The organism is Sorangium sp. So ce834 (genome assembly GCF_051521425.1).
Lineage (GTDB): Bacteria > Myxococcota_A > Polyangia > Polyangiales > Polyangiaceae > Sorangium > Sorangium cellulosum_D.
In genome coordinates this window covers 13,151,851-13,177,742 of sequence record NZ_CP150351.1, presented here as the reverse complement: position 1 = coordinate 13,177,742, position 25,892 = coordinate 13,151,851, and the positions used below count along the sequence as shown (strand labels likewise).

At 73.0% G+C, this 25,892-nt stretch carries 23 protein-coding genes; 10 read left to right on the top strand and 13 right to left on the bottom strand.

The genetic code is table 11. The features are described 5' to 3' along the window. Positions 1-72: 72 nt before the first annotated feature. On the bottom strand, positions 73-1,401 hold the full coding sequence (locus WMF20_RS48210) for a S41 family peptidase (RefSeq protein WP_437608632.1): 1,329 nt from the start codon (positions 1,399-1,401) through the stop codon (positions 73-75). 380 nt (positions 1,402-1,781) lie between these two features. Between WMF20_RS48210 and WMF20_RS48205 the strand changes: the two genes are divergently transcribed. Beyond that, positions 1,782-2,369 carry an RNA polymerase sigma factor gene (locus tag WMF20_RS48205; protein WP_020741791.1) on the top strand — a complete coding sequence of 196 codons (588 nt, stop codon included), beginning with the start codon at positions 1,782-1,784 and terminating at the stop codon, positions 2,367-2,369. A gap of 328 nt (positions 2,370-2,697) precedes the next feature. On the opposite strand, the gene WMF20_RS48200 is transcribed toward WMF20_RS48205, so the two are convergent. Then, positions 2,698-2,934: a hypothetical protein gene (locus WMF20_RS48200; protein ID WP_437608630.1), complete on the bottom strand. Its 237-nt coding sequence runs from the start codon at positions 2,932-2,934 to the stop codon at positions 2,698-2,700. Between WMF20_RS48200 and WMF20_RS48195 the strand changes: the two genes are divergently transcribed. The 3 genes from WMF20_RS48195 (at position 2,933) to rpsT (ending at position 4,537) form a co-directional block, all read left to right on the top strand. Next, on the top strand, positions 2,933-3,946 hold the full coding sequence (locus tag WMF20_RS48195; RefSeq protein WP_437608628.1) for a hypothetical protein: 1,014 nt from the start codon (positions 2,933-2,935) through the stop codon (positions 3,944-3,946). The genes WMF20_RS48200 and WMF20_RS48195 overlap by 2 nt on opposite strands. 104 nt (positions 3,947-4,050) lie before the next feature. Beyond that, positions 4,051-4,239, top strand: a complete 189-nt coding sequence (locus tag WMF20_RS48190; protein WP_061623942.1) for a hypothetical protein — start codon at positions 4,051-4,053, stop codon at positions 4,237-4,239. Positions 4,240-4,252: 13 nt separating this feature from the next. Next, on the top strand, positions 4,253-4,537 hold the full coding sequence (rpsT, locus tag WMF20_RS48185) for a 30S ribosomal protein S20 (RefSeq protein WP_129580564.1): 285 nt from the start codon (positions 4,253-4,255) through the stop codon (positions 4,535-4,537). A 148-nt stretch (positions 4,538-4,685) separates the two neighbouring features. Here the strand turns inward: rpsT and polA are convergent, their stop codons facing one another. The 6 genes from polA to WMF20_RS48155 all read right to left on the bottom strand — a co-directional run bounded on the left by polA (position 4,686) and on the right by WMF20_RS48155 (position 13,873). Continuing rightward, the gene (gene polA / locus WMF20_RS48180) at positions 4,686-7,388 is read right to left on the bottom strand and encodes a DNA polymerase I (protein WP_437608626.1); all 2,703 of its coding nucleotides are present in this window, start codon (positions 7,386-7,388) and stop codon (positions 4,686-4,688) included. A gap of 33 nt (positions 7,389-7,421) precedes the next feature. Next, a complete protein-coding gene (locus WMF20_RS48175; protein WP_437608624.1) occupies positions 7,422-8,747 on the bottom strand; it encodes a carboxypeptidase regulatory-like domain-containing protein in 1,326 nt (441 codons plus the stop codon). Positions 8,748-8,766: 19 nt separating this feature from the next. Next, the gene (locus WMF20_RS48170) at positions 8,767-8,970 is read right to left on the bottom strand and encodes a hypothetical protein (RefSeq protein WP_437608622.1); all 204 of its coding nucleotides are present in this window, start codon (positions 8,968-8,970) and stop codon (positions 8,767-8,769) included. A gap of 100 nt (positions 8,971-9,070) precedes the next feature. Next, entirely contained in the window at positions 9,071-10,927 is a 1,857-nt protein-coding gene (locus WMF20_RS48165; RefSeq protein WP_437608620.1) for a S8 family peptidase, read from the bottom strand. A gap of 572 nt (positions 10,928-11,499) precedes the next feature. Next, positions 11,500-13,038, bottom strand: coding sequence for an aminopeptidase P family protein (locus WMF20_RS48160; protein ID WP_437608618.1), 1,539 nt, complete (start codon positions 13,036-13,038; stop codon positions 11,500-11,502). Between the two features lie 94 nt (positions 13,039-13,132). Further along, a complete protein-coding gene (locus WMF20_RS48155) occupies positions 13,133-13,873 on the bottom strand; it encodes an SDR family oxidoreductase (RefSeq protein WP_437608616.1) in 741 nt (246 codons plus the stop codon). A 144-nt stretch (positions 13,874-14,017) separates the two neighbouring features. Between WMF20_RS48155 and WMF20_RS48150 the strand changes: the two genes are divergently transcribed. Continuing rightward, positions 14,018-14,878, top strand: coding sequence for a hypothetical protein (locus WMF20_RS48150; protein ID WP_437608614.1), 861 nt, complete (start codon positions 14,018-14,020; stop codon positions 14,876-14,878). A gap of 79 nt (positions 14,879-14,957) precedes the next feature. On the opposite strand, the gene WMF20_RS48145 is transcribed toward WMF20_RS48150, so the two are convergent. The 3 genes from WMF20_RS48145 to WMF20_RS48135 form a co-directional block, all read right to left on the bottom strand. Continuing rightward, the gene (locus WMF20_RS48145; RefSeq protein WP_437608612.1) at positions 14,958-15,503 is read right to left on the bottom strand and encodes an HdeD family acid-resistance protein; all 546 of its coding nucleotides are present in this window, start codon (positions 15,501-15,503) and stop codon (positions 14,958-14,960) included. A 379-nt stretch (positions 15,504-15,882) separates the two neighbouring features. After that, positions 15,883-17,229, bottom strand: coding sequence for a DUF1552 domain-containing protein (locus WMF20_RS48140; RefSeq protein WP_437608610.1), 1,347 nt, complete (start codon positions 17,227-17,229; stop codon positions 15,883-15,885). A 46-nt stretch (positions 17,230-17,275) separates the two neighbouring features. After that, positions 17,276-18,967: a DUF1592 domain-containing protein gene (locus WMF20_RS48135; protein ID WP_437608608.1), complete on the bottom strand. Its 1,692-nt coding sequence runs from the start codon at positions 18,965-18,967 to the stop codon at positions 17,276-17,278. Positions 18,968-19,459: 492 nt separating this feature from the next. On the opposite strand from WMF20_RS48135, the gene WMF20_RS48130 reads away from it, so the two are divergent. Further along, positions 19,460-20,227, top strand: a complete 768-nt coding sequence (locus tag WMF20_RS48130) for a class I SAM-dependent methyltransferase (protein ID WP_437608606.1) — start codon at positions 19,460-19,462, stop codon at positions 20,225-20,227. Positions 20,228-20,273: 46 nt separating this feature from the next. Here WMF20_RS48130 and WMF20_RS48125 read toward each other — a convergent pair whose 3' ends face one another. Both WMF20_RS48125 and WMF20_RS48120 read right to left on the bottom strand, forming a co-directional pair. Continuing rightward, positions 20,274-20,972 carry a class I SAM-dependent methyltransferase gene (locus WMF20_RS48125; protein ID WP_437608604.1) on the bottom strand — a complete coding sequence of 233 codons (699 nt, stop codon included), beginning with the start codon at positions 20,970-20,972 and terminating at the stop codon, positions 20,274-20,276. 209 nt (positions 20,973-21,181) lie between these two features. Then, a complete protein-coding gene (locus WMF20_RS48120; RefSeq protein WP_437608602.1) occupies positions 21,182-21,691 on the bottom strand; it encodes a hypothetical protein in 510 nt (169 codons plus the stop codon). A gap of 211 nt (positions 21,692-21,902) precedes the next feature. Between WMF20_RS48120 and WMF20_RS48115 the strand changes: the two genes are divergently transcribed. The 4 genes from WMF20_RS48115 (at position 21,903) to WMF20_RS48100 (ending at position 25,867) form a co-directional block, all read left to right on the top strand. Further along, the gene (locus WMF20_RS48115) at positions 21,903-22,589 is read left to right on the top strand and encodes a hypothetical protein (RefSeq protein ID WP_437608600.1); all 687 of its coding nucleotides are present in this window, start codon (positions 21,903-21,905) and stop codon (positions 22,587-22,589) included. Next, positions 22,586-23,908: an ABC transporter ATP-binding protein gene (locus tag WMF20_RS48110; protein WP_437608598.1), complete on the top strand. Its 1,323-nt coding sequence runs from the start codon at positions 22,586-22,588 to the stop codon at positions 23,906-23,908. Before WMF20_RS48115 ends, WMF20_RS48110 begins: the two co-directional genes overlap by 4 nt. Further along, entirely contained in the window at positions 23,905-25,035 is a 1,131-nt protein-coding gene (locus WMF20_RS48105) for an ABC transporter ATP-binding protein (protein WP_437608596.1), read from the top strand. The genes WMF20_RS48110 and WMF20_RS48105 overlap by 4 nt, the downstream gene beginning before the upstream one ends. 202 nt (positions 25,036-25,237) lie before the next feature. Then, positions 25,238-25,867 carry a hypothetical protein gene (locus WMF20_RS48100; RefSeq protein WP_437608594.1) on the top strand — a complete coding sequence of 210 codons (630 nt, stop codon included), beginning with the start codon at positions 25,238-25,240 and terminating at the stop codon, positions 25,865-25,867. The last annotated feature ends 25 nt before the right edge of the window (positions 25,868-25,892 follow it).

Sequence of the window (25,892 nt, the reverse complement as noted above, 5' to 3'; positions counted from 1 at the left end):
ACGCCGGCGCCGGGGGCCGACGCGGACACGCGCGGCCGTCGGCGCCGGTCGCTCCGCGCGTGTCCTCGCGCGCTAGCGCCGCGCCGGGATCGCGCGCAGCAGCTGCTGGTAACCGACCGCGAGCGTGAAATCGCTCCCGCGGGTGGGATCGGCGGGCACGTCGCCCTCGGGGCCGCGCGCCGCGGCCTCCGCGCGCTTCTCCACCAGCACGGCCCTCGGCGAGCCGCCGCCGATCGATCCCTCGGCGGGGAGGTGCCCCTCGAGGTCCTGCTCGCGGAGGATGGCGGCCGGCATCGGCTGCTGCGCGCTCTCGATGACGATGTCCGGCCGGATGCCCTGCGCCTGGATCGAGCGCCCCTTCGGCGTGTAGTAGCGCATCGTCGTGAGCCTCACCCCGGCGCCGCCGGGGAGCTCGTAGATGGTCTGCACCGACCCCTTGCCGAAGGTCGTCGCGCCGACGACCGTGGCGCGACCGCTGTCCTGCAGGGCGCCCGCGACGAGCTCGGCGGCGCTCGCGGAGTACTCGTTCACGAGCGCGACCACGGGCAGCGAGGCGAACGCGCCGCCGTCGTGCGCCTTCGCCTCGTCGACGACCTGGTTGCGCTGGCGCGTCGAGTAGATCGTCCCCGATGAGAGGAACTCGTCGGCGAGGGCCTCCGCCTCGTGCACGAGGCCGCCGGGGTTGTTGCGCAGGTCGAGGATCACCCCGGCCAGCGGCGCCTTCGATCCGGCGCGCAGCCTCGCCGCGGCGCGGAGCATCTCCTCGTGGGTGCCGTCCTGGAACTGCTTCACGCGGACGTACGCGACGTCGCGATCGAGGCGCCTCGCGGCGATGCTCGTGACGTGGATCTGCTCCCGCGCGAGGTCGAACGTGAGCGGCTCGGCCGCGCCCTGCCGGCGGATCGTGAGCTTCACCCGCGAGCCGGGGGGCCCGCGCATGATCTTCACCAGCTTGTCGAGGCGCTCGCCGCGCACGGGGCGGCCGTCGATCGCGATGATCTGGTCGCCGGAGCGGATGCCCGCCCGCGCCGCCGGCGAGCCCTCGATCGGAGCGATCACGGTGATCTGGTCGTCCTTCGTGTCGACCTCGATGCCGACGCCGCCGAACGTCCCCCCGGTCTCTTCCTGGAACTGGGCGAACTCGGAGGCGTTCATGTACGCGGAGTGCGGGTCGAGCTCCGCGACCATGCCCTTGATGGCGCCGTCGATGATCTTGTTGCGCTGCGCCGGCTCGACGTAGTTGTTCTCGACGAGCACGAGCACGCGCGCGAGCTGCTCGAGCGGCGCGTAGGGGCTCTGCGCCTGTGTGCTCGCACCCGCGAGGTGGGAAGTCGCCGCCCCCCCTGCGAAGGCCGCAGCGATGAGCCCCAGGGTGCGCATCCAGCTCGAAAAGCGTCGCATCCGCCGACCATAGCAGCGGCGCGGGCGAGCGCGGCCAGCGCGCGGCCGCGCCCCGGCCGTCGGCCGCGCCGGGACCGTCGCCCGCCCGGCGCCGCCGCCGGCTCGGGCGCGCCAGCGCGGGCGTACCGCCCGGCCGGTCGAAGTCGCGCCGCGACGCCCAAGGTCCAGGGCGCATGGTTTGTCCTAGGAGGAGTGTTCGGCTATCTTCGCGCGCCTGAACGTGGAACTTGCCTCCTCATCGCCCTGCTCCGCCTCCGCGGTGCAGGGCTCGCCGCGAGGGGCTTCTCTCGCCGAGACGGTCAGCGGCCGTCGCGAAGAGCTGTCCGCGGCTGCGCTGTCGTCCGTGCGCGGGAGACAATTCGCACCGCGAGGCGGCTAGGATGGCCAAGACCACCGATCGTGAGCTCGTCGATCAAGCCCGGGGCGGAGATGCCCAGGCGTTCGGGGTGCTGGTCCGTCGATATCAGAAGCGCATCTTCCGGCTGGCGTTCCACCTCGTCCGCTCGGGCGCGGAGGCCGAGGACGTGACCCAGGAGACCTTCGTCCGGGCCTATCAGGCGCTCGATCGGTTCGACGGGCGGAGCGAGCCCTTCACCTGGCTCTACCGGATCGCCGTGAACCTCTCGCTCAACATGATCCGGGCCCGCAAGCCGACCAGGAACTCGACCCCCACGGACGATCCGCGGATCGAGGCGCTGCTGCTCGAGACGCGCCCGAGCCACGGCGTCGATCCGGCCGCGACGACCCAGCGGCGCGAGCTCGCGGCCGCGCTCTGCGACGGCATCGATACGCTCTCCGACACGCTGCGGACGACGCTCATCCTCGTGTGCATCGACGGCGTGCCCCACGAGGACGCGTCCAGGATCCTGGGGTGTCCGGAAGGAACAGTCGCCTGGCGCGTCCACGAGGCGCGCCGCAAGCTCCGCGTATACCTCGCGGAGCGTGGTTTCGGAGGGGACGCCGAATGAACGTCACCAGCAAGCTCGACCTCGACCAGATGCTCAACGATTGGTCCGCCCCCACCGCCGACGAGGCGGCGTGGGAGACGCGGGCAGCTCGCATCGTCGAGGTCGCTCTATCCCGGCGATCGGAGGATGCGGCGGCGGTGGCCGACCTCCTCGCAGCCCCGGATCTCGCCGCAGAGCCAGGCGAGGAGCAGGCCGGGGGCGTTTCGCGAGAAGCACGCACCGCAGGAGAACGCAGTACCATGGCGGACGGATCGGAAGCAGGCAGGGCCTCGAAGTCTGATGCGAGCCTGTCGGGCGGCAGCGCCTCGCGGCCCCCGGAGAAGAAACGTCAATCGCTGAAGGAGATCGCCGAGCGCGCCAGCCAGGCGCCGGGCCGCGCGAGCGGCGCGACAGGGAGCAGCCCGGCGCTCTCGACGCCGCTGCCGTCCGCGCGCGGTCCGCTGTCCACGCCGGTGCCGTCCGGACGCGGCTCGTTGTCGACGCCGCTGCCGACCTCGGGACGCGGCTCGATGCCGCCCGGGCGCGTGTCCTCGCCGCCGGGGCGGGGGTCGATCTCCGGCGTCATGCGCGCGTCGTCGCCTGCGTTGCGGCCGGCCGAGGGGGTGACCGAGGACTCCGGCGTCATCGATCTCAACCGGCTCAGCGCGTCGGTTCCCCCGGAGCACGTGGAGGCCGCCGAGAGGGCGCAGCTCGGCACGGCCGATACGCTCGAGAGCGAGAGGCAGGACGCGGTCGCGGCGGTGTCCGCGAGGAGGCCGCGCGCCCCGTCCGCGCCCGTCGCCCCGCCTGCTGCGAAGAAGCGGTCCGGCGGGATGGTCGCCGGCGCGGCGCTCGCGGCCCTGGGCTTGGCCGCGGCGGTGGCCGTCGTGGTGAAGACGAGGGCACCTTCGCAGCAGGAGACGGCGACCGCCACCGCGGCAGCGCCGACCACCGACGTGGCGCCCGCCGCGCCGCGCGAGGAGAAGCCGGCAGCGCCCGCTGCCCCGGTCGCCGCCGCGCCGGCGGAGAGCGCGGAGCCCGAGCCGCAGCCCGTCGAAACGGCGACGGCGGAGAAGCTGGCCGCGGCGCCCAAGACGGCCGCCGCGCCGGTCGGCGGCGGCGCGGCGGCGCCAGCGGCTGCGCCCGAGGCGCCTGCGCCCGCCGCGGCGCCGAAGCCGGAGCAGGGAAAGGTGGCGGCGGCGCCGACGCCGGCGGGCAAGCCGGGGGATCTGCCTTCCGCCATGCAGGCCGCCGTGGGCGACGACGGGGAGAAGCAGCCGTCGGTCGTGTCGGAGGCGCCGGTGCCGGCCTCGGGCCCGCTGCGGCAGCAGAACATCCCCGAGCAGCCGTCGCAGGGCTCGGTCCAGGCCGCGCTCGGCTCGGTCATGGGCAACGCGAAGGCGTGCGTCGCGGGCGCGGACGACGTGTCGCGCGCGCAGATCACGTTCTCGTCGACCGGCCAGGTGAGCAAGGTCAACGTCAGCGGCTGGGCGGCTTCGAACGGCCAGTCGAGCTGCGTGCAGGCGGCGCTCAAGGCCGCGAACGTGGGCCCGTTCTCCAAGCCGTCGTTCTCGGTGAGCGCCACGATCCGGCCCTAGCGCGCCGGGAATCCAGGCGGGCCCAGCCTCCTGGCGGACCCTGACCCAGGAGGGCCCACGTCCCGGTTGACACGAGGGCGCCCGCAGGTAGAATGCGCGCCCCCATGGTTTCCGCGACTCAGCAAACCCAGCGCATCCGTCAGCGCAAGGCGCGCACTTCGGGCACCCGCCGCAAGCGCTTCGAGCGTGCTCACGGCACCCCCAAGTTCCCGATCCATCCGGCGGGTTACGATCAGAACGCGCCGGACGCCCTGCGCGCTGCCACGCCCGCCGAGGCGCAGGCGAAGAAGTAGGAGAGCTTTTCTCATGGCCAATCACGCATCCGCCGACAAGCGCAACCGCCAGCGCATCACCAGGACCGCGCGCAACCGCGCCGCCAAGTCGGAGCTCCGCACGGTCGTCAAGAAGGCGCGCACCGGGCTGAAGGGCGTTCCGCAGGAGTCCACCGCGCTGGTCACCGCCGCGGTGAGCGCGCTCGATCGCGCCGCGTCGAAGGGGACGATCCCCGCCAAGCGCGCGTCGCGTGTGAAGAGCCGCCTGGCCCTCGCCCTGCACAAGGCGAGCGTCGCTGCCAAGACCGCCGCGGGCTGAGCACCAACCCCTTCGTACGTACGCCCCGCTCACCGCAAGGTGAAGCGGGCGTCGTCGTTTTGTCTGCCCCGATCGCCGGAACGCCGCCGCCGGTCTCGCCCCGCGCCATCGCGGGGCGAAACCGGCGGCGGCCCGACGCTCCCGCGCGTCAGTGCGCCTCGGCCCACGTCGGGCCGTGGCCGATGTCGACGACGAGCGGCACGTCGAGCGGGAAGACCGACTCCATGGCCTCCCGCACCTTGGCCTTCGCCTCGTCCACCGCCTCGATCGGCACCTCGAACGCGAGCTCGTCGTGCACCGTGAGCACCATGCGCGCGCCGGGGACCACGGGGCGCGGGATGCGCACCATCGCGAGCTTCAAGAGATCCGCCGCCGTCCCCTGGATGGGGGTGTTCTGGGCGATGCGCTCCGCCTGAGCGCGGCGCATCCGGTCGCTGCTGCGCAGGTCCGGGAGCAGCCTGCGCCGGCCGAGCAGCGTGCGCACCGACTCGGAGCGCTTCGCCTCGGCCATCGTCCGCTCCATGAACTCGTGCACGCCGCGGTAGCGCGCGAAGTAGGCGTCGATGAAGCGCGCCGCCTCCGCGCGCGAGATGTCGAGGCGCTTCGCGAGCGCCGCCTCGCCCATCCCGTAGATCACGCCGAAGTTGATCGTCTTGCTCCGGCGCCGCATCTCGTCGGTGACCCCCGCCTCGTCCACGCCGAAGATCTCCATGGCCGTGCGCACGTGCACGTCCTGCCCGGTGCGGAACGCGTCGACGAGCACCGGATCCTTCGACAGGTGGGCGAGGACGCGCAGCTCGATCTGGGAGTAGTCGGCGCTCACGATCACGCTCCCGGGCGGCGCGACGAACGCGCGCCGGATCATCCGGCCGAGCTCCGTGCGGATCGGGATGTTCTGCAGGTTCGGATCCTGCGACGAGAGCCGACCGGTCGCGGCCACGGCCTGGCTCCAGCGCGTGTGGATCCGGCCCGTGGTCGGGTGCACGAGGCGCGGCAGCGCGTCGACGTACGTGCCCTTGAGCTTGGCGATGGCGCGGTGCTCGAGCACCACGCCGGGGAACGGGTGGTCCTCCGCCAGCGTCTCCAGCACGTCGGCGTCGGTCGAGCGGCCGGTCTTCGTCTTGCGCTGGGAGCGCAGCTTGAGCTCGTCGAACAGGACCGCCTCGAGCTGCTTCGGCGACGCCAGGTTGATGTCGTGCCCCACCATCTCGCGCGCCTTCTGCTCCAGCGCCGCGAGCTCGGTCGTCATCTGCGCGCCGAGCTGCGCGAGCGCCTGCGGGTCGACGAGGACGCCCGTGAGCTCCATCTCCGCGAGCACCGCGGAGAGGGGCAGCTCGATCTGCACGAGCAGATCCTCGAGCCGCTCGGCGCGGAGCCGCGGGCGCAGCCGGTCGGTGAGCGAGAGCGCGACGTCGGCGAACGCCGCGCCGTAGGCCGTGGCCTCGCCGAGCTCGATCTCGTCGAGGCCGCGCTGCGCCTGCCCGCGGCGCTTCGGGGCCACCTCGTCGAGGGTCTGCATCTTGGCGCCGAGCTCGCGCTCGGCGAGCTCGTGGAGCTGGTTCTTCCCCTCGGGATCGAGCAGGTAGCTCGCCAGCATCGTGTCGAACGCGACGCCGACGAGCCCGATGCGGTGCCGCAGGAGGACCACCTCGCAGAACTTGACGTCGTGGCCGACCTTCGGGAGCTCGGGGTCGGCGAGCAGCGGGCCGAGCACCGCGTCGACGTCGCCCATCGAGAGCTGGGCCGGCGCGCCGAGGTAGCGGTGGCCCAGGGGGACGTAGACGGCTTGCCCCGGCTCGCAGGCGAGCGCGATGCCGCAGACATGGCCGCTCATCGGCTCGCGGCTCGTCGCGTGCACGTCGATGGCGAGGCGCCCGGCCGCGCGCGCCGATTTGGCGAAGGCCTCGAGCTCCTCGCGCGTCGCGACGACCCGGTAGGTCGCCGCGCGCGCCGTGGGCTCGGGCGCGCGGACGGCCTTCAGGAAGCGCGAGAACCCGAGCTCGGTGAAGAGCTCCCGGAGCCTCCCGGTGTCCGCGCCGCCGTAGCGCAGCGTCTCCAGGTCGAGCGAGACGGGGGCGCTGCCGTCGAGCGTCACGAGCTTCTGCGACAGGAGCGCGTCTGCCTCGTGCTGCTTGAGCGACTCGCGGATGCGGGGCTTCTTCACGTCGTCGAGGCGGGCGTAGATCGCCGAGAGCGAGCCGAACTGCGCGAGCAGCTCGGCGGCCGTCTTCAGGCCCACGCCGGGGACGCCGGGGACGTTGTCCGAGCTGTCGCCGACGAGGGCGAGCAGGTCGCGCACCTGCTCCGGAGGCACGCCGAACTTCGCGACGACCTCGGGGTGCCCGTAGACCTTGTCGCGCATCGCGTCCCAGAGCATCACCCGATCGCCGTCGACGAGCTGCATGAGATCCTTGTCGCTCGACGCGATGACCACGCGCAGCCCCCGCTCCTTGGCCCGCGCGACGGCGACGGCCACGAGGTCGTCCGCCTCGAGCCCCTCCTGGATGAAGATCGGGATGCAGTACGCCTCGACGATCTCCCGGCACCGGTTCATCTGCACCCCGAGGTCCGGCGGCGGCGGCGGCCGGTGGGCCTTGTAGCGCGGGTCGAGATCGTCGCGGAACGTCTTGCCCGGAGAGTCCATCGCCACGCCGAGGTACGCGGGCTTCCGCTCGTCCACGAGCTTCGAGAGCATCGCGACGGTGCCGTACGTCGCGTGCGTCGGCTCGCCGCTCGGGCTCGAGAGCGGGCTGATCGCGTGGTAGGCGCGGAAGACGTAGCCCGAGAGATCGATCAGGTAGAGGACGTCCGGAGCTCCGGCCGGGGGAAGCGCGGTAGGGCGCGTGGACATGGACCGACCCTTAGCACCTCGGGGAGCCGACGTTCACCGAACCACGATGTCGCGCCGCATTGTCACGTCGATGACCTGCCCGTCCCGCTCGACGCCGACGGAGACGCGCGTCCCCACCGGGCCGCGGAGGCGCTGGATGCAGTCGGCGAGCGGGAGCTCCTTCGCGTTCTCGCCGTCGATGCGGACGATGATGTCGCCTTGCTGGAGCCCGGCGGACGCGGCGGGCCCGCCCTCGATGATCCCCGCGATCATGACGCCGCTCGACGAGACCGACAGCATCGCGCCGATGCCCGTGAGCTCCTCGCGCGACCCGCCGTCGTCCAGCATCCGGAGCTCGATGTCGGCGCGCGCCGAGCCCGTGCCGCGCGCGTCGAGGCCGGACACGATCTTGGCCATGTAGTCCTCGTGGCGCACGCGCACCGAGAACGGGCCGCGCGCCGGCACCCCCTCGAGAGCGTATTCGCCGTTCGCGTCGGTGAGCACCAGCGAGATCGCGTTCGCGCCGGACGAGGTCACGGAGTCGAGCTCGACCTGGGCCTCGACGACCGGCGCCCGCGAGGCGGCGTCGATGACCCTGCCCCTCAGCGTCGCCCCCTGCGGCAGCACGATCCGCACGCCCTCGATGGTGCGGCCCGCCTCGACGTCGACCGCCGAGCTCCGCGTCGGCGGGCGGCCGGCCGCGCTCACCGTCAGCACGTAGCGGCCCGGCGCGAGCTCGTTCAATCGAAACGCGCCGCCCGGATCGGTGACCTTGCGCGCGCGGCCGTCGACGCTCCCGCGCGCCGCGGCCCCGGCCGGCACGAACGACTCGATCGCCAGGAGGTACGCCTCGACGGGCCTGCCCGATTGATCCACGACCTCGCCCGCGATCGCGCCTGCCGCGACCAGGTGGAGGACGTTGTCGCGGCCCGCGGCGAGGCGCGTGGGCTCGGCGTCCCCGAGCGGGGGCTGCGCCGCGGTCGCGGTGCACCCGTCGGCCTCGGGCGGCAGCTCGAAGCGGCCCTCGGTGTCGGCGCTCGCGGTCATGCCCGGCTCATCGCGGCAGCGGACCACGGCGCCGGCGCTCGGGCGGCCCTCCGGATCGAGGACGACGCCGCGGACCGGCTCAGCGCGCGCGACCGTCGTCTCGCGTGGCGGCGGAGCCGGCGGCGGCTCGACCTCGACCTCGCGCGGCGCCGCGTGCTCCGGCTGCGGCGGCGGGAGCAGCGCCGAGGCGGGCTCGCGCCGCGCCGGCATCACGGGCTCGGGGCGCGGCACGAGCAGCCAGAAGAGGAGCGGCGCCACCAGCAGCGCCACGGACAGCAGGGCCGCGGAGAGCCAGGCCCTTCGCTGCGCGCCCGCCGTCCGGCTGTCCGTCATGCCGTCCTCCGCCGTCGATTCAGCGGCCGGCGTCGGCCTGGCCGGCCGAGCCCTCGCCCGCGCCTTCGGGGATCGCGTTCGAGTCGATCGGCTCCGGCGCCGCCTCGTCGGCGGGGCCGAGCGCGGGGCGCGCTGGCTCGGCGGGCCACGGCGTCTCGCTGGAAGAGCCGCCGCACGCCCCGACGAGCAGCGCGAAAGGTAGGAGCAAGGTGCCGGACCGCATGGCCGGCATCCTAGCTCGTTTTGGTGGGGAGGTCATAACGACCGGGCCTGCGCCCGGCCGTGGGCGAGCGGGGCGCGCCGGCTCGGCGCGGCGCTCCGGCTCAGCGCGTGGAGAGGTTCGTCCGGGCGATCCAGAGGCAGCCGGCGGCGTTGACCGCGCACCAGACGATGAGGGCCATCCGGCCGAGGGGGCCGGCGACCTCGCCGAGCGCGACGACGGAGGTGAGGTAGGCCGCCGTGCCGACGGCGAGGCCCGCGATCGCCGGCCGGAGCTTCTTCACGCCGAAGAAGAGCGAGGTGAGGCCGAGCGGGAGGAGCGCGTTGGCGAGCGGCAGCCAGCGGTGGACCGAGGCGCCGATCAGCAGGTCGAGGTCGGCGAGCGGCCGCGCCAGCACGTCGACGGCGAGGTCCACGCGCGGCAGGAGCCACGGGGCGAAGAAGAACAGCCCCGGCCCCGCCGCGAGCGCCGGGAGGAGGAAGCTCGCCTGCCACGGGCTCGTGGCGTTCGCCTCCTTCTTGCGGGCGCGGCGGCCGACCCACGTCGCGAGCACGAGCAGCGCGAGCAGCCGCACGACGATGTGGCTCTGCGTGACGCGCACGACCGAGCTCGCGGCGTCGAGGATGCCGGCCCCGTAGAGGAGCTTGCCGCCGTCGGAGTCGTCGACCACGCGCGCGCCTGCGCGGAGCGCGTCCTCGACCGCGCGCGGGTCCGACACGCCGAGGCTCACGAGCAGCGCCGCCGCGCCGGCCACGTGGGGCGCGGCCATCGAGGTGCCGCTGTACACGGGGTAGCCCTCGCACTTGTCGCGCCCGCGGTTGCAGATGGTCTGCTGGGTGACGTTCACCCCGGGCGCCGCGACGTCGACGCCCTGGCCGCGCGAGGAGAACCGCGCGACCTTGTCGTTCGCGTCGGTGGCGCTCACGCCGATGACGCCGTCCGAGGCGCCGGGGAATTGCACGCGCCCGCCGGTGTTGCCGGCCGCCGCGACGACCACCACGCCGCGCGAGATCGCGTAGTCGATCGCGCTCTGGAGGACCTTCGAGTTGCGGGGCCCGCCGAGGCTCAGGTTGATGACGTGGGCGCCGTGCTCGGCCGCCCAGCGGATGCCGTCGGCCACGTCGGCGGTCGTGCCCCATCCGCTCTCGTTCAGCACCTTGACCGGCATGAGCCGCGCGTGGAAGGCGAGCCCCACGGCGCCGATGCCGTTGTTGGTCGACTGCGCGATCGTGCCCGCCACGTGCGTGCCGTGGCCCTGGTCGTCGTTCGCGTGGCTCGTCTTGGTGACGAAGTTCCATCCCTCCACGCACTCGGTCGAGGCGAGGTCGGTCCCCTTGGTGAAGGGCCCGTGGTCCTCGCAGGCGATGCCGGTGTCGACCACGGCGACGGTGACCCCGCGGCCGGTGGCGAAGTCCCATGCGCGCTCGGCGCCCACGCGCGCCATGTGCCACTGGTCCTTCAGCAGCGGGTCGTTCGCGGCGAACGAGGCGCGCACCCAGGCGAGCGGCTCGGCCGCCTCCACGCGCGGATCCCGCGCGAGCCGCTGGAGCGTCTCGTTGACCGACCCCTCCACGGTGGCGATCTGGATCCGGGTCTCGGAGGCGAGCGCGGTCGGGACGGCGGTCAGCGAGAAGTCGCGCGCGAGCGCCGCGAGCGCGCTTTCGTCGAGATCGTCGCGCGCGTCGACGACGATCTGCCCGGGGATGTCGTAGCTGGTCTCGTCGAGCTCGGAGGCCAGCCCGTGCAGCGGCTCGCCCGCGGTCGCGACCGGCTCGCTCAGGCCACTGAAGCCGCTCGAGCGATCGACGTCGACGGGCAGCGCGGGGCTGACGTATCCGGGAAGGCGAGGCTCGAGCATCCCGGGGGAGCGCGCCGCGAGCGCGACCCCGGCGCCTCGGTTGTCCGTTCCGTCGGCCCTGGCCGCGCCGGACACCGCGACCAGCGCCGCTGCCGCGAGCAACGACGTCGCGACCGCGCGTCCGGTTGGGTGAGTAGCGGTCCCTGACCCACGCTGAAGGCGAGACTTGTGCATAGGGGTCTCCTCATCGGCAGAGTAGCGCCGCAGTCCCCGAGCAGCCATCGCTCTGGCGTCGACGTACTGCGCCCAGCGCCGACGCATCACCGTGCCGCGCCCGCGCGCCCGCTGCGCACATGACCGCCGCGTCAGCAGCGCTGCAGCATCATGACCGCGGACATCCTGGAATCGCCCCCACATCCCCCTCGCCCCCTGACGAGCTCGGCAAGCTCTCCCCTCTCGCCCCGCTGCCCACCTGGAAAGAGCCGCCGGCGGAGGGGGGAGCGGCGCGGGCGGGCGGCGGGGGTGGGCCCCACAAACCCGAGCGCCGGCCCGCATCGAAGCGAGTCGCCCCCAGTCCTCCCCCCACCCGTCCAACTGGCAACAGCCCCCCACAAGGCGCGAGTTTGTGGGGGGACCCCCGCCGCCCGCCCGCGCCGCTCCCCCCTCCGCCGGCGGCTCCCCCGCGCGTGGAACCCCGCCCGGCCCGCGCCTCTCAGGGCGGCCCGCCGCTCACGTCACTTCGCCGCCGCCCAGAGATCGGCCATCCACGCTTCCACGTCGCTCACGGCCCGCGGGATATCGATCGACAGGTTTCGACACCCCGTCTCCGTGACGAGGACGTCGTCCTCGATGCGCACGCCGATGCCGCGATAGCGCGCCGGCACGGTCTCGTCGTCGAGCTGGAAGTACAGGCCAGGCTCCACCGTGAGCACCATCCCCGGCTTGAGCTTGCCGTACTTGTAGACCTGCTGCCGCGCCTGCGCGCAGTCGTGCACGTCGAGGCCCAGCATGTGGCTCACGTTGTGGAGCGAGTACCGGCGGTAGAACTGCTTGTCTTCCTTGAGCGCCTCCTCGGCCGGAATGCTCAGGATGCCGAGCCGCTCGAGCCCCCGCGCGAGCACCCGCATCGCCGCCCGGTTCGGCTCCATGAAGTCGTTGCCCGGCTTCACCTCGTGGATCGCCGCCTCCTGCGCCTCGAGCACGAGCTCGTAGATCTCGCGCTGCTCCTTGGAGAACTTCCCGTTGATCGGCAGCGTCCGGGTGATGTCGGCGGTGTAGAGCGCGTTGCCCTCGACGCCGGCGTCGAGCAGCACGAGCTTGCCCGGCTCGAGCGCGCCGTCGTTCCTCGTCCAGTGCAGGATGCAGGCGTGGTGGCCGGCCGCGGCGATGGTCCCGTAGCCGACGTCGTTGCCCTCCACCCGGGCGCGCAGGTTGAAGACGCCCTCGAGCTCTCGCTCGCTCCGCCCCTTGGGGAGCGCGCGGACGACGTCCTCGAAGCCCCGCTTCGTCGACGCGACCACCGCCTCGAGCTCCTCGATCTCGAGCGCGTCTTTGAGGAGGCGCATCTCCGAGAGCGCCTCGCCGAGCTGCTTGTCGCGATCGTGCTTGGCGAGGAGCTTGTCGACGCGCTCGGACACGCCGCGGAGCACGCGGTGCGGGCGCGTCACCGTGCCGACGAGGCCGCTCAGGTACGCGTCCAGCTCGGGGAGCCCGCGGCACTCGTCGACGCCGAAGCGCGCGCGGCTCTGCTCGACGCCGAGGCGGGGGCCGACCCAGAGCTCGCCCTTCGCGCGATCGGTGAAGAACGTCTTGTCGCTGCGCCCGGGGTTCGGCTCGACGAAGAGGATGTCCCGGTGCCCGCCCCCCTCCTGCGGCTGCAGGACGAGCACGCAGTCCGGCTCGAGGTTGCCCGTCAGATAGAAGAAGTCCGAGCCGGGGCGAAAGCGGTAGTGCGTGTCGTTGGAGCGCACCTTCTCGTGCCCCGTGGGGATGACGAGCGTCTCCGCCGGGAAGAGCTTCGACAGGGCGCGGCGACGGGCGGCGAACACGTCCGCGTGCGCGATCGGCTCGGGGAGCTCGCGGGGCGCCGGCGCCCAGCGATCCAGCATGAACGCGATCAGGGCCTCCGGCAGCGTCGAGTCGTGGCTCGCCGGCTTGGCCTCGGAGCCGGCGACCGCAGCGGCGGGCGCCTCGGCGGGGCCGCTGCCGGTGGGCGCGCTGTGGGCAGGATCCGCCTGGACGGGGGCGGCGCTGGTCTCGGGCGTGGTGCTCATGGGGCTCAAACTATGGGTCGATCGGGCAGGGTCGTTCAAGCCAAAGCGCTCGCCCGACCCCGCCCGCGGATCGCCCCGCAGGGGAGGCAGCGCGTCACGCGACCGAAGCGCCGCCGTCGATCGCGAGGATCTGGCCGGAGATGAAGTCGTTTTCCGCAAGGAACACCACGGCGCGCGCGATGTCTTCGGCCTCGCCGAGCCGCCGGAGCGGGATGCGCTCGCGGAGGCGAGCGAGCGTGGCCTCGTCATACGAAGAGGGCGGAAGGACCGTCCCAGGCGCGACGCCGTTGACGCGCACGTCCGGCGAGAGCCCCACCGCGAGGCCGCGGACGAGGTGGGCGAGCGCGGCCTTCGAGACCGAATAAGGGATGTAGTTCTTCCACGGGCGCTCGGCGCTCACACAGACGATCGCGACGACGCTGCCGCGGCAGGCGCGGAGCGCGGAAGCGAGCTCTAGCGTGAGCAGGTACGGCGCGGTGGCGTTGAGCGCCAGGGCGCGATCCCACGCGTCGGCGGAGAGCTCGGCCGGCGGGACCCGATCGAAGTTCGCCGCGTTGTGGACCAGGAGGTCGAGCCGGCCCGACGACCAGTCGAGCGCCGCTCGGGCGACCGCGGCGATCGCCGCGCGATCGCAGAGATCGGCCTGGAGCGCGACGGCGCGCCGGCCGAGCGAGCGCGCCTCGTCGACGACGGCGTCCGCGCCGGCGCCGCTCGTGGCGTAGTGGACGGCCAGGTCGGCGCCCGCGGCGGCGAGCGCGCGGGCGGTCGCGGCGCCGAGGCGGGTACCGCCGCCGGTCACGAGGGCGACACGGCCGGTCAAGGGAACATGGGGCATGAGGGTTCTGTAGCCGATGTGGGGCCGCGCGCGTCGAGATCGCCGGCGACGCGCCGCCTGGCCGGCGCTCGGCGGCGCTCGGCCGCGGGCCGCCGTTTTTTTCGCCGGCGACGCGCGCCATGGCACGCTGGAGCGGCTTTGCCGATGCCTCCGACACGCCGAGTCGCCGCAAAGGGACGCTCCAAGGAGCCGCCGCGCCGCCTGTGCGCCCTCGCCGCCGCGCTGCTCTGCGCGGCCGGATGCACGGAGAAGCTCGAGTCCGTCGAGCTGCCGGGCATCGACCTGCCGGGCCTCGATTGGCCAAAGACGAGCGCGCCCGCGGCGCCGGCGAGCGCGGCGCCGCGCGCCCAGGGCGCGCCGAGCGCGGCCGGCGCGGCGAGCGCCGCGGCGCGGCCCCCGGGGACGCCGCGCGCCGCCGCGGCGGCGAGCCAACCCGAGTGCGACGAGCTGCCGTCGGAAGAGGAGGAGCGGCGCGCGCAGCTGCCGCCCCTGACGGCGCTCGGGAAGGCCGTGCCCACGGAGCCGTGGACCCCGCCGCCGTACGAGGTGCTGCCCGGCGTGACGCTCCCCGCGCCGATCGCCGCGAAGGTCGAGCGGATCGACCGGGGATACGCGCGCCGCACGCGCGAGCACCTCGTGATCACGAGCGGGACACGCGACGCGAACCGACAGGCCAGGGCCATGTTCACGAAGCTCAGGCTCGGCGACGATCTCCTCAAGCTCTACCGGAACAAGGCGGCCGTCCAGGAGATCACGAAGGCCTACCGGGCGAGCTCGGGCAAGCCGCCGGAGCAGGTGGTCGCCGCCATGGAAGCCGTCATCCAGGACCAGATCGACCGGGGGATCTACGTCTCCGCGCACCTGCGCCGAGGCGCCGTGGACGTGCGCAACAGGACCATGTCGCCGAAGGAGAAGCGCGCGTTCCTCGAGAGCGCCTCCGAGGTAGGGGGCGTCCTGGTCATCGAAGAGACGACGCCCGCGCACTACCACCTGCAGATCGACTGACGGGCAGGCCGCCGCTCCCGTACGCCGGCGCCGGCCTCGCCGCGGCGTCCACGGACGCCCTGCGGCCGGGGTGGGCGCGTCAGTGGGCGCGCACCGGCGCGGCCGGGCCCGCCGCGCGGCGCAGGTGCAGCGAGAGCCCGAGGAGCAGGGCCCCCACCGCGATCGCGAACGACCCGATGAGCCAGCTGAGCGCCAGCACGCCCGCCGCCGGCAGCGCCACCATGAGGACGCCGAAGATCACCGAGGTGACGCCGCTCAGCCCGAGCCAGAACTCGTTGGCGATCACGTGCCGGAGCCGCACCGCGCCGATGATCCGGAAGATGCCGGTCACGATGGCCCACGCCGCGATCAGGCCGTAGAGCGAGAGCGCGGTGATGATGGGCCGCCAGAACGTCAGTAGGGCGATACCGATGTCGAAGAGGCCCTCGACCACGGTGATGCCCCCGCCGCGGCCGCCGATCGCGGACGCGAGCGCGGCGCAGCCGTCGAGCAGCGCCCACACGCCGAACAGCAGGACGAGCGTGGCGAGCGACGGGAGCGGCCACAGGAAGAACAGGATCCCGATGAGGATCCCGACAACGCCCCTCACGGCGATCACCCACCAATACCGCCCCAGCATCTCCATGCTCCACCCCCCTCCTCTGGCGCTCACGGCGCTCGCTCTCAGCAGACGCGCCGCCTTGTCGCGCCGCGCGCCGCCCCTCCCGCGCGGGTGCGCTGTACCGCTCTTGCCCGCTCGGACTCACGCTGCCCAGACCGAATGCACGTCCCCTGCCCGCCCGTGGCGGACGAGCTGCTCAGCCGTCCGGTCGCGCGAGCCGCTCGCCGACCGCGGCGGAGGCTGGCCTAGGGCCGGCCCGAGGGCGCGGCCTTCTGGACGGAGCAGGGCGTCTATCGGGTGTCGCGACGGAGCGCTTCGGCGCCTGGGCCGTCGAGGCCATCCGCAGGGCGGTCGGCCTCGACGTGCCGAGCCTGCTGCGCTGTGCCCCGCGACGCCGGGAGGCTCACAGGCCGGCGATCGGCCCGCTCGCAGGGTCGCCGTACTTCGACAGCTCGACGCCGAAGTAGTTGATGATCGAGCAATGGAGCGCGCCGGTGGGGGCGTTGTTCGCGTGCACGGCGCGGCCTGTCTGGAAGCCGCCCACGCGCCCGGCGAGCATGATGGGCATGTTCTTCCGACCGTGGGAGTCGCCGTCGCCGTTCTCGGACGTGTAGAGCACGAGCGACTCGTCGAGCAGGTTGCCCGTCGCGGTGGTCGCGGCCTTCATGGCGTTGAGCAGGTACGCGAAGCGGCGCACCTTGAACCGCGAGGTCTGGACGACGCGGGCGTTGGCGATGCGCATCGCCTCCGCCTGCGGCAGGCTGTCGAGGTCGGTCGCGCGATCGCGGTCGCCGAGCTTGTGCGAGATGAAGTGGTCGCTCCAGGTGCCCACGCCGTCGGGCAGGTCGTAGCCGGAGAAGTCGAGACCCCAGCTGTTCGAGTACTGCAGCACGAGCACCCGCGTCAGGTCGCAGGTGAGCGCGAGCAGCCCGAGATCGATCATCTTCTTGAACTTGCCGTGCAGGTCGAGGCCCCGCGTGGGCTTGCCGGGGACGGTGCAGCTCGACTGGGTCGTGGACTGGATCTGCTTCTCCAGCTCGAACACCGACTCGAGGTGCTGCTCCACGCGCGCCCGGTCCGCCGCGCCGAGGCGCTGGTTCAGCCGCCTCGCGTCCTCCCTCACCCAGTCGAGGACGCTGGCGCGGCGCCGCCGGATGTTGTCCATGTCCTCGTTCGGGCTGCCCAGGTTGCTGAAGAGCGTGTCGAACAGGGCGGCCGGGTCGCGGAACGCGTCCTCGACCTGACCGCCGTCCCGGAACGAGATGAAGCCCTGCGTGACCGCCGTGTCGCCCGTCGGAGACAGGTTGAGGCTGCGGTACGGGGTCTCGGCCGCGATGTGCTCGGCCAGGTACTGGTCGAGCGTGGCATTCTTCGGGACGGCCTGTCCGCCGCCGTCGGTGTGGGCGCAGAGCGCCATCGCCGGGCTGTGGATGTCGGAGCAGATCACCTGGTGATCGACGCCGGACACCATCGTGACATCGCGCCAGATCGGATCCCCCGCCGGCCACTCGCGCTCGGCGTCGAAGCCTTTCATGTCCACGAGGCACGGCGTCAGGCCCTCGGCCGAGAGCGGACCGGCCGTGCGCGGGTGCCACGCGCCGGGATCGGTGCCGTTGGGAACGAAGAAGGCCACGAAGCGCTTCGGGTCCGCCGGCGCCGCGCTGGCGCGCTGCGGCCGCATCGCGTCGAGGAACGGGAGGGCGACCGCGACGCCGGCGCCGCGGAGCAGAGCTCTTCTCGAGATCTTCACTGGCGACACTCCTCTTCCATCATCGGTCGGACGGGTTGCGAGCACATCACTCTGGCGCCCTCCGCAGCCGGAACGCCGGAGACCGCGCGAGGGCGGTCAGGAAGGAACGGAACCGGTTGCCGTCCTGCGCGAAGCTCTCCGCGGCGGCGTCGATGGCGCAGCGATCCTCGACCGCGGGCTCGCGTCCCTGGGTGTACGTGAACAGCTTCTCCGCGACGCACGCGGCGAGATCGGGGCTGCGCCGGAGCTCCGCCGCCAGGGCGGCGAGGGAGTCGAACGACTCGTTGGCTGCGCCCTGGAAGCGCGGCTCCAGCCCGAACTCGTCGATACCGATGCTCCCGTCGTACCGCCCCTGCTTGTCGTACTGGGCGAAGCCGACGCCGATAGGATCGATGAGCGCGTGGCAGCCGGCGCACCCCGCCTGGGTGTTGCGCTTCTTGAGGACCTCGAGGTAGCTCAGGCCGGACAGCTCGCTCTCCAGCTCCTCGAGCAGCCCGGCGGGGATGGTGATCTTCTCGCAGAGGAAGGCCGCCCGGAGCCACTGGCCGCGCACGGCGATGAGGTCGCCGTCGTTCTTGGCGCTGATCAGGCTGGCGTGCGTGAGCAGCCCGGTGTTCGCACGGTGGTGGCCGGCCGGGAACTCCACGCGCGTCACGCCGTCGCCCGTCGCCTCGAGGCCGTAGAACTTCGCGAGCGCCGGGGTGACGTACGTGTGGTTCGCGGTGAGCGCGTCGAAGAAGTCGGCGCCGGGGGTGAAGGCGAGCTCGTCGAGGACGAGCTCGCTCTCGGTGATCATGTCCGCGAGCAGGGCGGGCGTCGACGCGTCCGGGTTGGCCGGCGGGCGGAGCTGCTCAAAGGTGAGCCACTGCTTGAAGAAGGCGTTGAAGAAGAGCGGCGTCCGCTCGTCCTCGACCATCTCCTCGGCCACCGCGAGGAGCCCGTCGGGCGTGTCGAGCTCGCCGGCCTCCGCCCGCGACAGCAGCGCTGCGCTCGGCGATCGGCCCCAGAGCGTGAACGACAGCCGCGAGGCGAGCTCCAGCGGTGACAGGGGCGACGTCTCGGCGCCGTTCGCGCCGACCTCGATCCGGAACAGGAAGCTGGGCGAGGTGAGCAGCGCCTCGATGACGAAGCGAAACGCATCCGCCCTGTCCTGCGCGACCTCGCTGGCTCGCCCGACCAGGTCGCTCACCTCCTCGGCCGACAGCGGCCTTCGATACGCCAGCTTGCCGAAGCGCTGCACGAACCGCTCGAGGCAATCGGCGGCCTCCGGCTCGCAGCCGAGCACCGAGGCCCGGCGCGCCTCGTCCGCCATGAGCTCCTGCCCGAGCGACTCCGCCATCCCCAGATAGGCGCGGAGATGCTGATCCGACACGTTCTGGAGGGCGGCGATCGTCCGGAATCCGCCCTGGCCGGTGTCTTCCGGGATGCTGTCCACGGCGGGCGGCTCGGCGAGCTGGAACAGATCCTGGAGCGTCAGCTGGTACTCGAGCCGGGACAGGCGGCGCAGGACGCTGGGGCTGGTTCGAGCGACGCTGCAGTCTTGCGCCGCCGGCTTCCCGGTGACGGGGTCGATGGGGTCGTCGATGTCGCCACCAGGGCTGCCGTCGCTGTTGCCGAGCTGCCCGGTACAGGCAACCCCCGTCAGGCAGAAGAGCGCCACGGCGGACATGCCCGCCGCGATGGAACGCCGGAGGAACGGTACCGATCGATCGGTGTCGGGCGGCATTGTCTTGCTCATGGAGTGACCAGCCATTCAGGTGGAGCGCACCCGGCGCGCGCCGAGACATTTCGGCGATGCGCCGCGTCGTGGTCTGAAGCGCACTTTTGAAGCAAGGCGGTACGTGCGCGCCCCGGCGTCAGCTCGGGGCAGGGGCTACATTCCCATAGCATGCTCCTCTGATCGCCGCTTGCCGCGGATCGCTGTCTGCGGCGCGCCTGACTCGGCTCTAACTGAAGTTATGAAGGCAAGCCGCATCCTGCGGGAGCGAGCCATCGTCCACCACGGTGACGGCGCCAGGAGCACGCGCCGGCCGAGGCTCCCGCGGCGGGCCGGCGTGTGCTCTCCTGCGCGCTCGTCGCCGCCGCAGGCAGCGTCTGGCCCTCGAAGAGGCCAGCTCTGGTATATTGCAGGCTCACTGCCGAGCCCCGGCGCGACGCCGGCTCCGGATGCGACAGGCGAGCTTGGCGACGGCGAGGCCGGGCGCGAGGACCGAGCCCGAGGAGACACGGCATGACACGCACCGACTACGAACAGATCGCGGGGGTCTTCGATCGGCGTTATCAGGGGGGCAGGTACGCCGGGGCCGAGCAGGTGGTGCTCGACCTGCTCGGGCCTTCGCCAGGGCGGCGCGCGCTCGAGGTGGGGTGCGGGACGGGGCACTGGCTGGAGCTCTTGCACAAGAACGGGTTCGAGGTGACCGGGCTCGACGCGTCGCCCGGCATGCTCGAGCAAGCGCGCGCTCGCCTGCCGTCGGCGACGCTCGTCCACGGCTCGGCGGAGCGGCTTCCCTTTCCCGACGCCGGGTTCGATTGCGTGCTCTGCATCAACGCGCTGCACCACTTCGGTGAGCCGCGCGGGTTCATGGCCGAGGCGCACCGGGTGCTCGGCGCCGGAGGGGTCCTCATCAACATCGGCCTCGATCCGCACCAGGCGATCGACCGCTGGTTCGTTTACGATTACTTCGAGTCGACCCGGGAAGTCGACCTGAAGCGGTACGCATCGGTGGACACCGTGCGACGCTGGCTCGAGCAGACCGGGTTCGTCGTCGACGGGACGAGGCTCGCCGTGCACATCGAGCGGCAGGTCCCCGCTTCGGAGGCCCTCGCGAAGGGCATCGATCCGCGCGACACGAGCCAGCTCGCCTTGCTGACGCCGGAGGCCTTCGCGGCGGGGGTCGACCGTATCCGGCGGGAAGAGGCGAGGGCGCGGCAGAGCGGCGGCGAGCTCTCGCTGGTCGTCGACCTGCGCATGTGGGCCACCGTCGCCCGCAAGCCCTGAGCCGAGCGGGCGCGCTGCCGTCGAGGCGGGCCCTCCCGGGCATCGTTCATCGCGCGAGCATGAGCAGCGAATACCCGCCCAGCACGCGGGCGGTGAAGTCTTCGTTCAGCGCGAACAAGAGCCGCCTCGGATACCTCAGCAGCTTCGCCTTGAAGGATTTGCTCGGGAGCTCAACCGAGCCGGCAGTGTAGAAATAATCGATGATCTCGTAGCCGGCCTCCTGCAGGCTCGCCAGCGCCGTCTGCTTCACGAAATAGTGGATGTGCCCCACGTTCCTGCGCACGTCGAGGATGGGCTTCATCCTCAGGACCGCCTGGACCGAGAGATCCAGGGGCACGTGCAGGATCTTGTAATCTGCCTTGCTCTTCAGCCGCCGCAGGAACGTGTAGTAGTCCTCCACGTGCTCGATGACGTCGATGCTCATCAGGACGTCGCACGAGATGTCCTTCTCCAGGAGGTCTTCCTGATGGAACGTCAGCCGGTCTTTCTCTCTCGCCTTCGCCAGCTGGAACGCCTGGGGAGAGATGTCGTAGCCGTGGAACTCCACCGACGCCGGCAGCCGCTGATGCAGCTGATTCAGGACCTCTCCGGCGCCGCACCCCACCTCGTACACGACCTTCGGCTGGATGTGGTTCTTCTCCAGGATCCGGAGGATCTGCTTGGCTTTCCACGGGGAGTCCTCCGCATGCCAAGTCTTGTTGTTCTCCAGATATCCGCCTTCGATGTAAAGCCCCGCGCTCGTCATGGGACGTCCCTCCTGGCACTCACGTCGTGCCGTAGGATGCGCCGGCAACGGAGGCATTCATCATGGATGAGCTCCCGCCCCCCGCGCGGATCCGCGAGCCGAATGGTCGCCGGCCGGCCGTTGCCGCGTCGCTTGCGGCCGAGGGCCGCCCTCTCACCGCGCCCGGAGACCCGCTGCCCGAAGACCCGCTGAATGAAACGAGCGGCCGCTCAGCTGCCCTCGCGGCGCCATTGCCGGTCCTGCCGGCGAGCTGCGCGCGCCCCGACATCCTCGTTCCGCCGCTCGGCGAACGAGCTGCTCGCCGCCGGAGTCGCCCTCCGCGACCCCGGGCCCGGGCGCGCGCCGCCCTTGATGCGGACCTCGGTCACGACCTCGTCCCACTGCGCGTCGTAGCCCTCGAAGTGGACCCGGTAGGAGCCCGGGGCGACGACGCCGGTGATGATCGCCGGCTTGTACGACCCCTTCCACTCGACCTCGACGCGATCGCCGACCTTCCGCGCGCTGGCGCCGCCCGAGGCGCGCTGCTCCTCGTCGCGGAGGCGCCGGGCGCTCCCCTCGTGCAAGCACTGCTCCCGGTGGCACGCGAGCCCGGAGGCGCAGTCGTCGTCGGCGCGGCACGGCGACCCGAGCGGCGCCTTCTTCCCGCAGGCAGCGAGCGCCGCAGGCAAGGTGGCCAGGATCACGAGCGCTCTCAGGGCGGCGATGGCTCGAACGCGCACGACGCGTCATCCCAGCAGAGCGGCCGGTGCCCGACAACAGGAATCGCAAGGCCCGCGGCCTCGCATCGCCTGCGCTTTACCCCTCCCCTTCACCCCTCCCCTTCACCCCTCCCCTTTTCACCCCTCGGCGCCCCGGACACGCGATGTCCCCGCGCCCCCGGCGAACCGCGCCCTGCCAGCGGGGCCGCCCTCTGCTATGGTCGCCCCCGCCGTGCGTCTGCTCGCCGCCCTCGCGCCCGTGGCCTTGCTCGTCGCGGCGCCGCCGCTCCTGGGCTGCGGCGGCGCCCCCGCGACGGACGCGGGCGTGTGCGCGGGCGCGGGCGTCTGCGGGTCCCGCTACTGCGTCGCAGGGCGCTGCCGGCCGCCGAGCGACCTGCCCTCGCCCATCGACGCGCGCCGCGTGCTGCTCCCGCCGGCGGACCTCGCCGTCCTCGCGGAGGACGGCGCCGCGGCCGCGCCCGGCGTGCCCGACGCGGTCGCGCTCGGGCACGCCGGGGCGGGCGACGTGGTCCTGCTGCTCCGGTTCACGCCGACCTTCGGCGTCGACGCCGACATCGCGAGCGCGTTCGTCCTGCTGGAGCCCGCCCCGCTGGCGCCGCCCGCCGAGCGCGCGCTCACCCTGGAGGTCGCGCGCATCCTCGAGCCGTGGCGCTCGGAGACCGCGACGTGGGGCCGACAGCCGCGCCTGTCGATCCCGGAGGTTGCCGCCATCGTGCGGCGCCGCCCAGCGACGCCGCTGCGGATCGACGTCACCTCGCTCGTGCGCGACTGGGCCAGGCGGCGCAAGGACGACCACGGCATCGCCATCCTCGCGCCGGGCAGCGACGCCGTCGGCGCCGCGACCTCGATGGGCATCTCCCAGGGCGCCGGCCCTCTCCTCGAGGTGTACGTACGGTGAGCACCGGGCACGACGACGAGGACGACGACGTCGGCGCGCGGCACTCGCTCCCCCTGCCGCTCATCCGGCACGACGGCGGCGGGGGCAGGCCCGCCGCGCCCAGCGCTCCGCCGCTCACGCCCAGCGCTCCGCCCGCGTCCGGGGCGCCGCTCACGCCCGGCGCTCCGCCCCTCGCCCGCGGCCTGCTCGACGACGACGAGCCCGCCGTCACCCAGCGCTCGATGGCGAGCGTGCGCCCCTTCCCGCTGCTCCGCCCCACGCCGCCGCCGGCGACCGAGGAGGCCCCGCCGCCCGCGCTGCTCCGGGTGAGCGACCTCCGCGTCTCGTTCACCGCCGACGGCCGCGTCACCCGCGCCCTCGACGGCGTGTCGTTCACCGTGCCGCGCGGGCGCACCGTGGCGCTCGTCGGCGAGTCGGGGTGCGGCAAGACGGTGACCGCGCTCAGCATCCTGCGGCTCCTGCCCGCGCCCTATGCGGCCATCGACGGCGGCTCGATCGAGCTCGACGGGCAGGACCTCCTCGCGCTCGGCGAGCGCGAGATGCGCGCCGTGCGCGGCGGGAAGATCGGCATGATCTTCCAGGAGCCGATGACCTCCCTGAACCCCGTCTACACGGTCAGCGCGCAGATCGCCGAGGCCGTCCGGCTGCACCTGCCCATGTCCCGCGGCGACGCCCGGCTCTACGCGGTGAGCCTGCTGCGCAAGGTCGGCTTCCCCGAGCCCGAGGTGCGCGCGAACAGCTACCCGCACGAGCTGTCCGGCGGGATGCGCCAGCGCGTCATGATCGCGATGGCCCTCGCGCCAGGGCCCTCGCTGCTCATCGCCGACGAGCCGACCACCGCGCTCGACATGACCACGCAGGCGCAGATCCTGGACCTCCTCGAGCGCATCAAGGCCGAGACGTCGATGAGCCTCCTGCTCATCGCCCACGACCTCGCCGTGGTCGGCGAGCTCGCGGACGAGATCGTCGTCCTCTACGCGGGGGTCGTCGTGGAGCAGGGGCCCGCGCGCAACGTGCTCGCGGCGCCGTCGCACCCGTACACGCGCGCGCTCCTCCGGAGCATCCCGGCGCGCGGGTTCCGCCCGCCCCGCGTGCGCGGCCAGCGATCGCCGCGCCTGCCGACCATCCCGGGCGGGCTGCCCGATCTGCGCGATCCGCCGCGCGGCTGCCGCTTCAGCGACCGCTGCGACGCCGTGTTCGATCGCTGCCGCGTCGAGCCGCCGGAGATGTACGCCGTCCCGCCCGGCACGGGGCGCCACGCGGCGCGCTGCTTTCTGCTCGCGGGCCCGGGGCGCGCGGGCGACGAGGGCGCCGCGTGACGCGCGACAGCGGCCTCCCGCCGCCCGGTCCGAGCGACCGCGCCGGCGCGGCGCGCCTCGAGAGCATGCCCCCCGAGAGCATGCCGCCTGAGAGCATGCGCCCCGAGAGCATGCCCTCCGAGAGCATGCGCTTCGACAGCGCGCGGGGCGAGCGACCGCTCGTCCAGGCGGAGCGGCTCTCGAAGCTGTACCCGGTCCAGCGCGGCCCCTTCGCGAAGCCGGCGTTCGTGCAGGCCGTCGACGGGGTGAGCTTCCACGTCGACCGCGGCGAGACGCTCGGCCTCGTCGGCGAGTCGGGCTCCGGCAAGAGCACCCTCGGGCGCCTCGCCATCCGGCTCATCGAGCCCACGGTCGGCCGCGTCCTCTTCGACGGCGTGGACCTCACCACCCTCTCGGCCCGCGCGCTCAGGGCCATGCGCCGGCGGATGCAGATCGTCTTCCAGGACCCGTACGGCTCGCTCAACCCGCGCATGACGCTGCGCGAGATCGTCGGCGAGGGCATCGTGATCCACCGCCTCGCGCGGAGCCGCGACGAGGAGACCGCGATGGTCGAGGGCGTGCTCCAGAAGGTCGGGCTGCGGCCGGACATGATGGAGCGCTTCCCCCACGAGCTCTCCGGCGGGCAGCGGCAGCGGGTCGCGATCGCCAGGGCGCTCGCGGTGCGCCCGGACTTCATCGTCTGCGATGAGCCCGTGAGCGCGCTCGACCTCTCGGTCCAGGCCCAGATCGTCAACCTGCTCGAGGAGCTCCAGGACGAGCTCTCGCTCAGCCTCCTGTTCATCTCGCACGACCTCCGCGTGGTCGAGCACGTGAGCCACCGCGTCGCCGTGATGTACCTCGGCCGGATCGTCGAGCTCGGCCCGGCGCAGGCCGTGACCGAGCGGCGGCACCACCCGTACACGCGCGCGCTCTTCGAGGCGACGCCCTCGATCGAGCGCGGGGGCAAGGCGCGGCGCCTGCTCCCGGGCGCGCCGGGGAGCGCGATCAACCCGCCCGAGGGCTGCGTGTTCCACCCGCGCTGCCGGAAGGCGGAAGAGGGCAAGTGCGACGTCGAGCTCCCGCCGCTCGAGGAGCTCGTCCCCGGGAGCGGCCACCGCGTGGCGTGCTGGTACCCCGAGGTCGAGTGACGCCAGCGCGGCCGGCGCGCTTCCGGCGCGCGGCGGCCCAGGGTGGCACAACCGCTGGCCCGGGGTGGCCAGGGCCCTGCCCTGCTCCGGCCGACCTCACCCGCCCTCGCGCGGGTATCTTCTTTGCCGCGCTGATGCCCGTGCGCCACGGCCGACGAGCGAGGTGGCGCGAAGGATGAGAGGTGAGCGAATGGTGAATGACATGCTTCGAGCTCTGGCGGTGGCCGTGCTGTCCGGCGTGTGCCTGACGGGCTGCGGCGGCGGCAGCAACGGGGGCGGGGGCGGCGGCGGGGCCGGCAGCGGCGGGACCGACGCCGGCGGCGGCGGGGCGCCCCCGGGGGCCGAGCCGTGCGCGGTGCGCGACGTGGAGGGCACGATCCCGGGCGTGAAGATCTCGATCTCGTCGAGCCGGTGCATCTACCGGGTGGGAGAGCCGGCGGAGTTCACGTACGAGGTCACGACCGACTCCAGCGTTCCTCCGATCGCGATCGCGGCCTCCGACGGGTGCGGGCGCTGCGTCGAGCCGAGCGCGGATCCGCTCTCGTTCGTCAGGTACCGGATCAGCGGGGAGTCGGAGGCCGGCGATCCGCAGAGCTACTGCCTGTGCGACGTGGGGTGTTGCGCGCCGGACGAGGCGGCGACCGTGCAGGTCGACGCGACGACGGCGACCCATACGTTCCGCTGGTCGGGGCGGCAGTGGAGCGGGCCCTCCGACACGAACAACCCGGAAGACGACTTCTTCCCGCCGGGGACCTACGATGTCGAGGTGACGTTCGACGGCGAAGAGCAGGGCTCCGTGACGGCGACGCTGCCGATCGAGATCGTCCGCTAGCGGCCAGGGCGCCCGGCGCGATCCT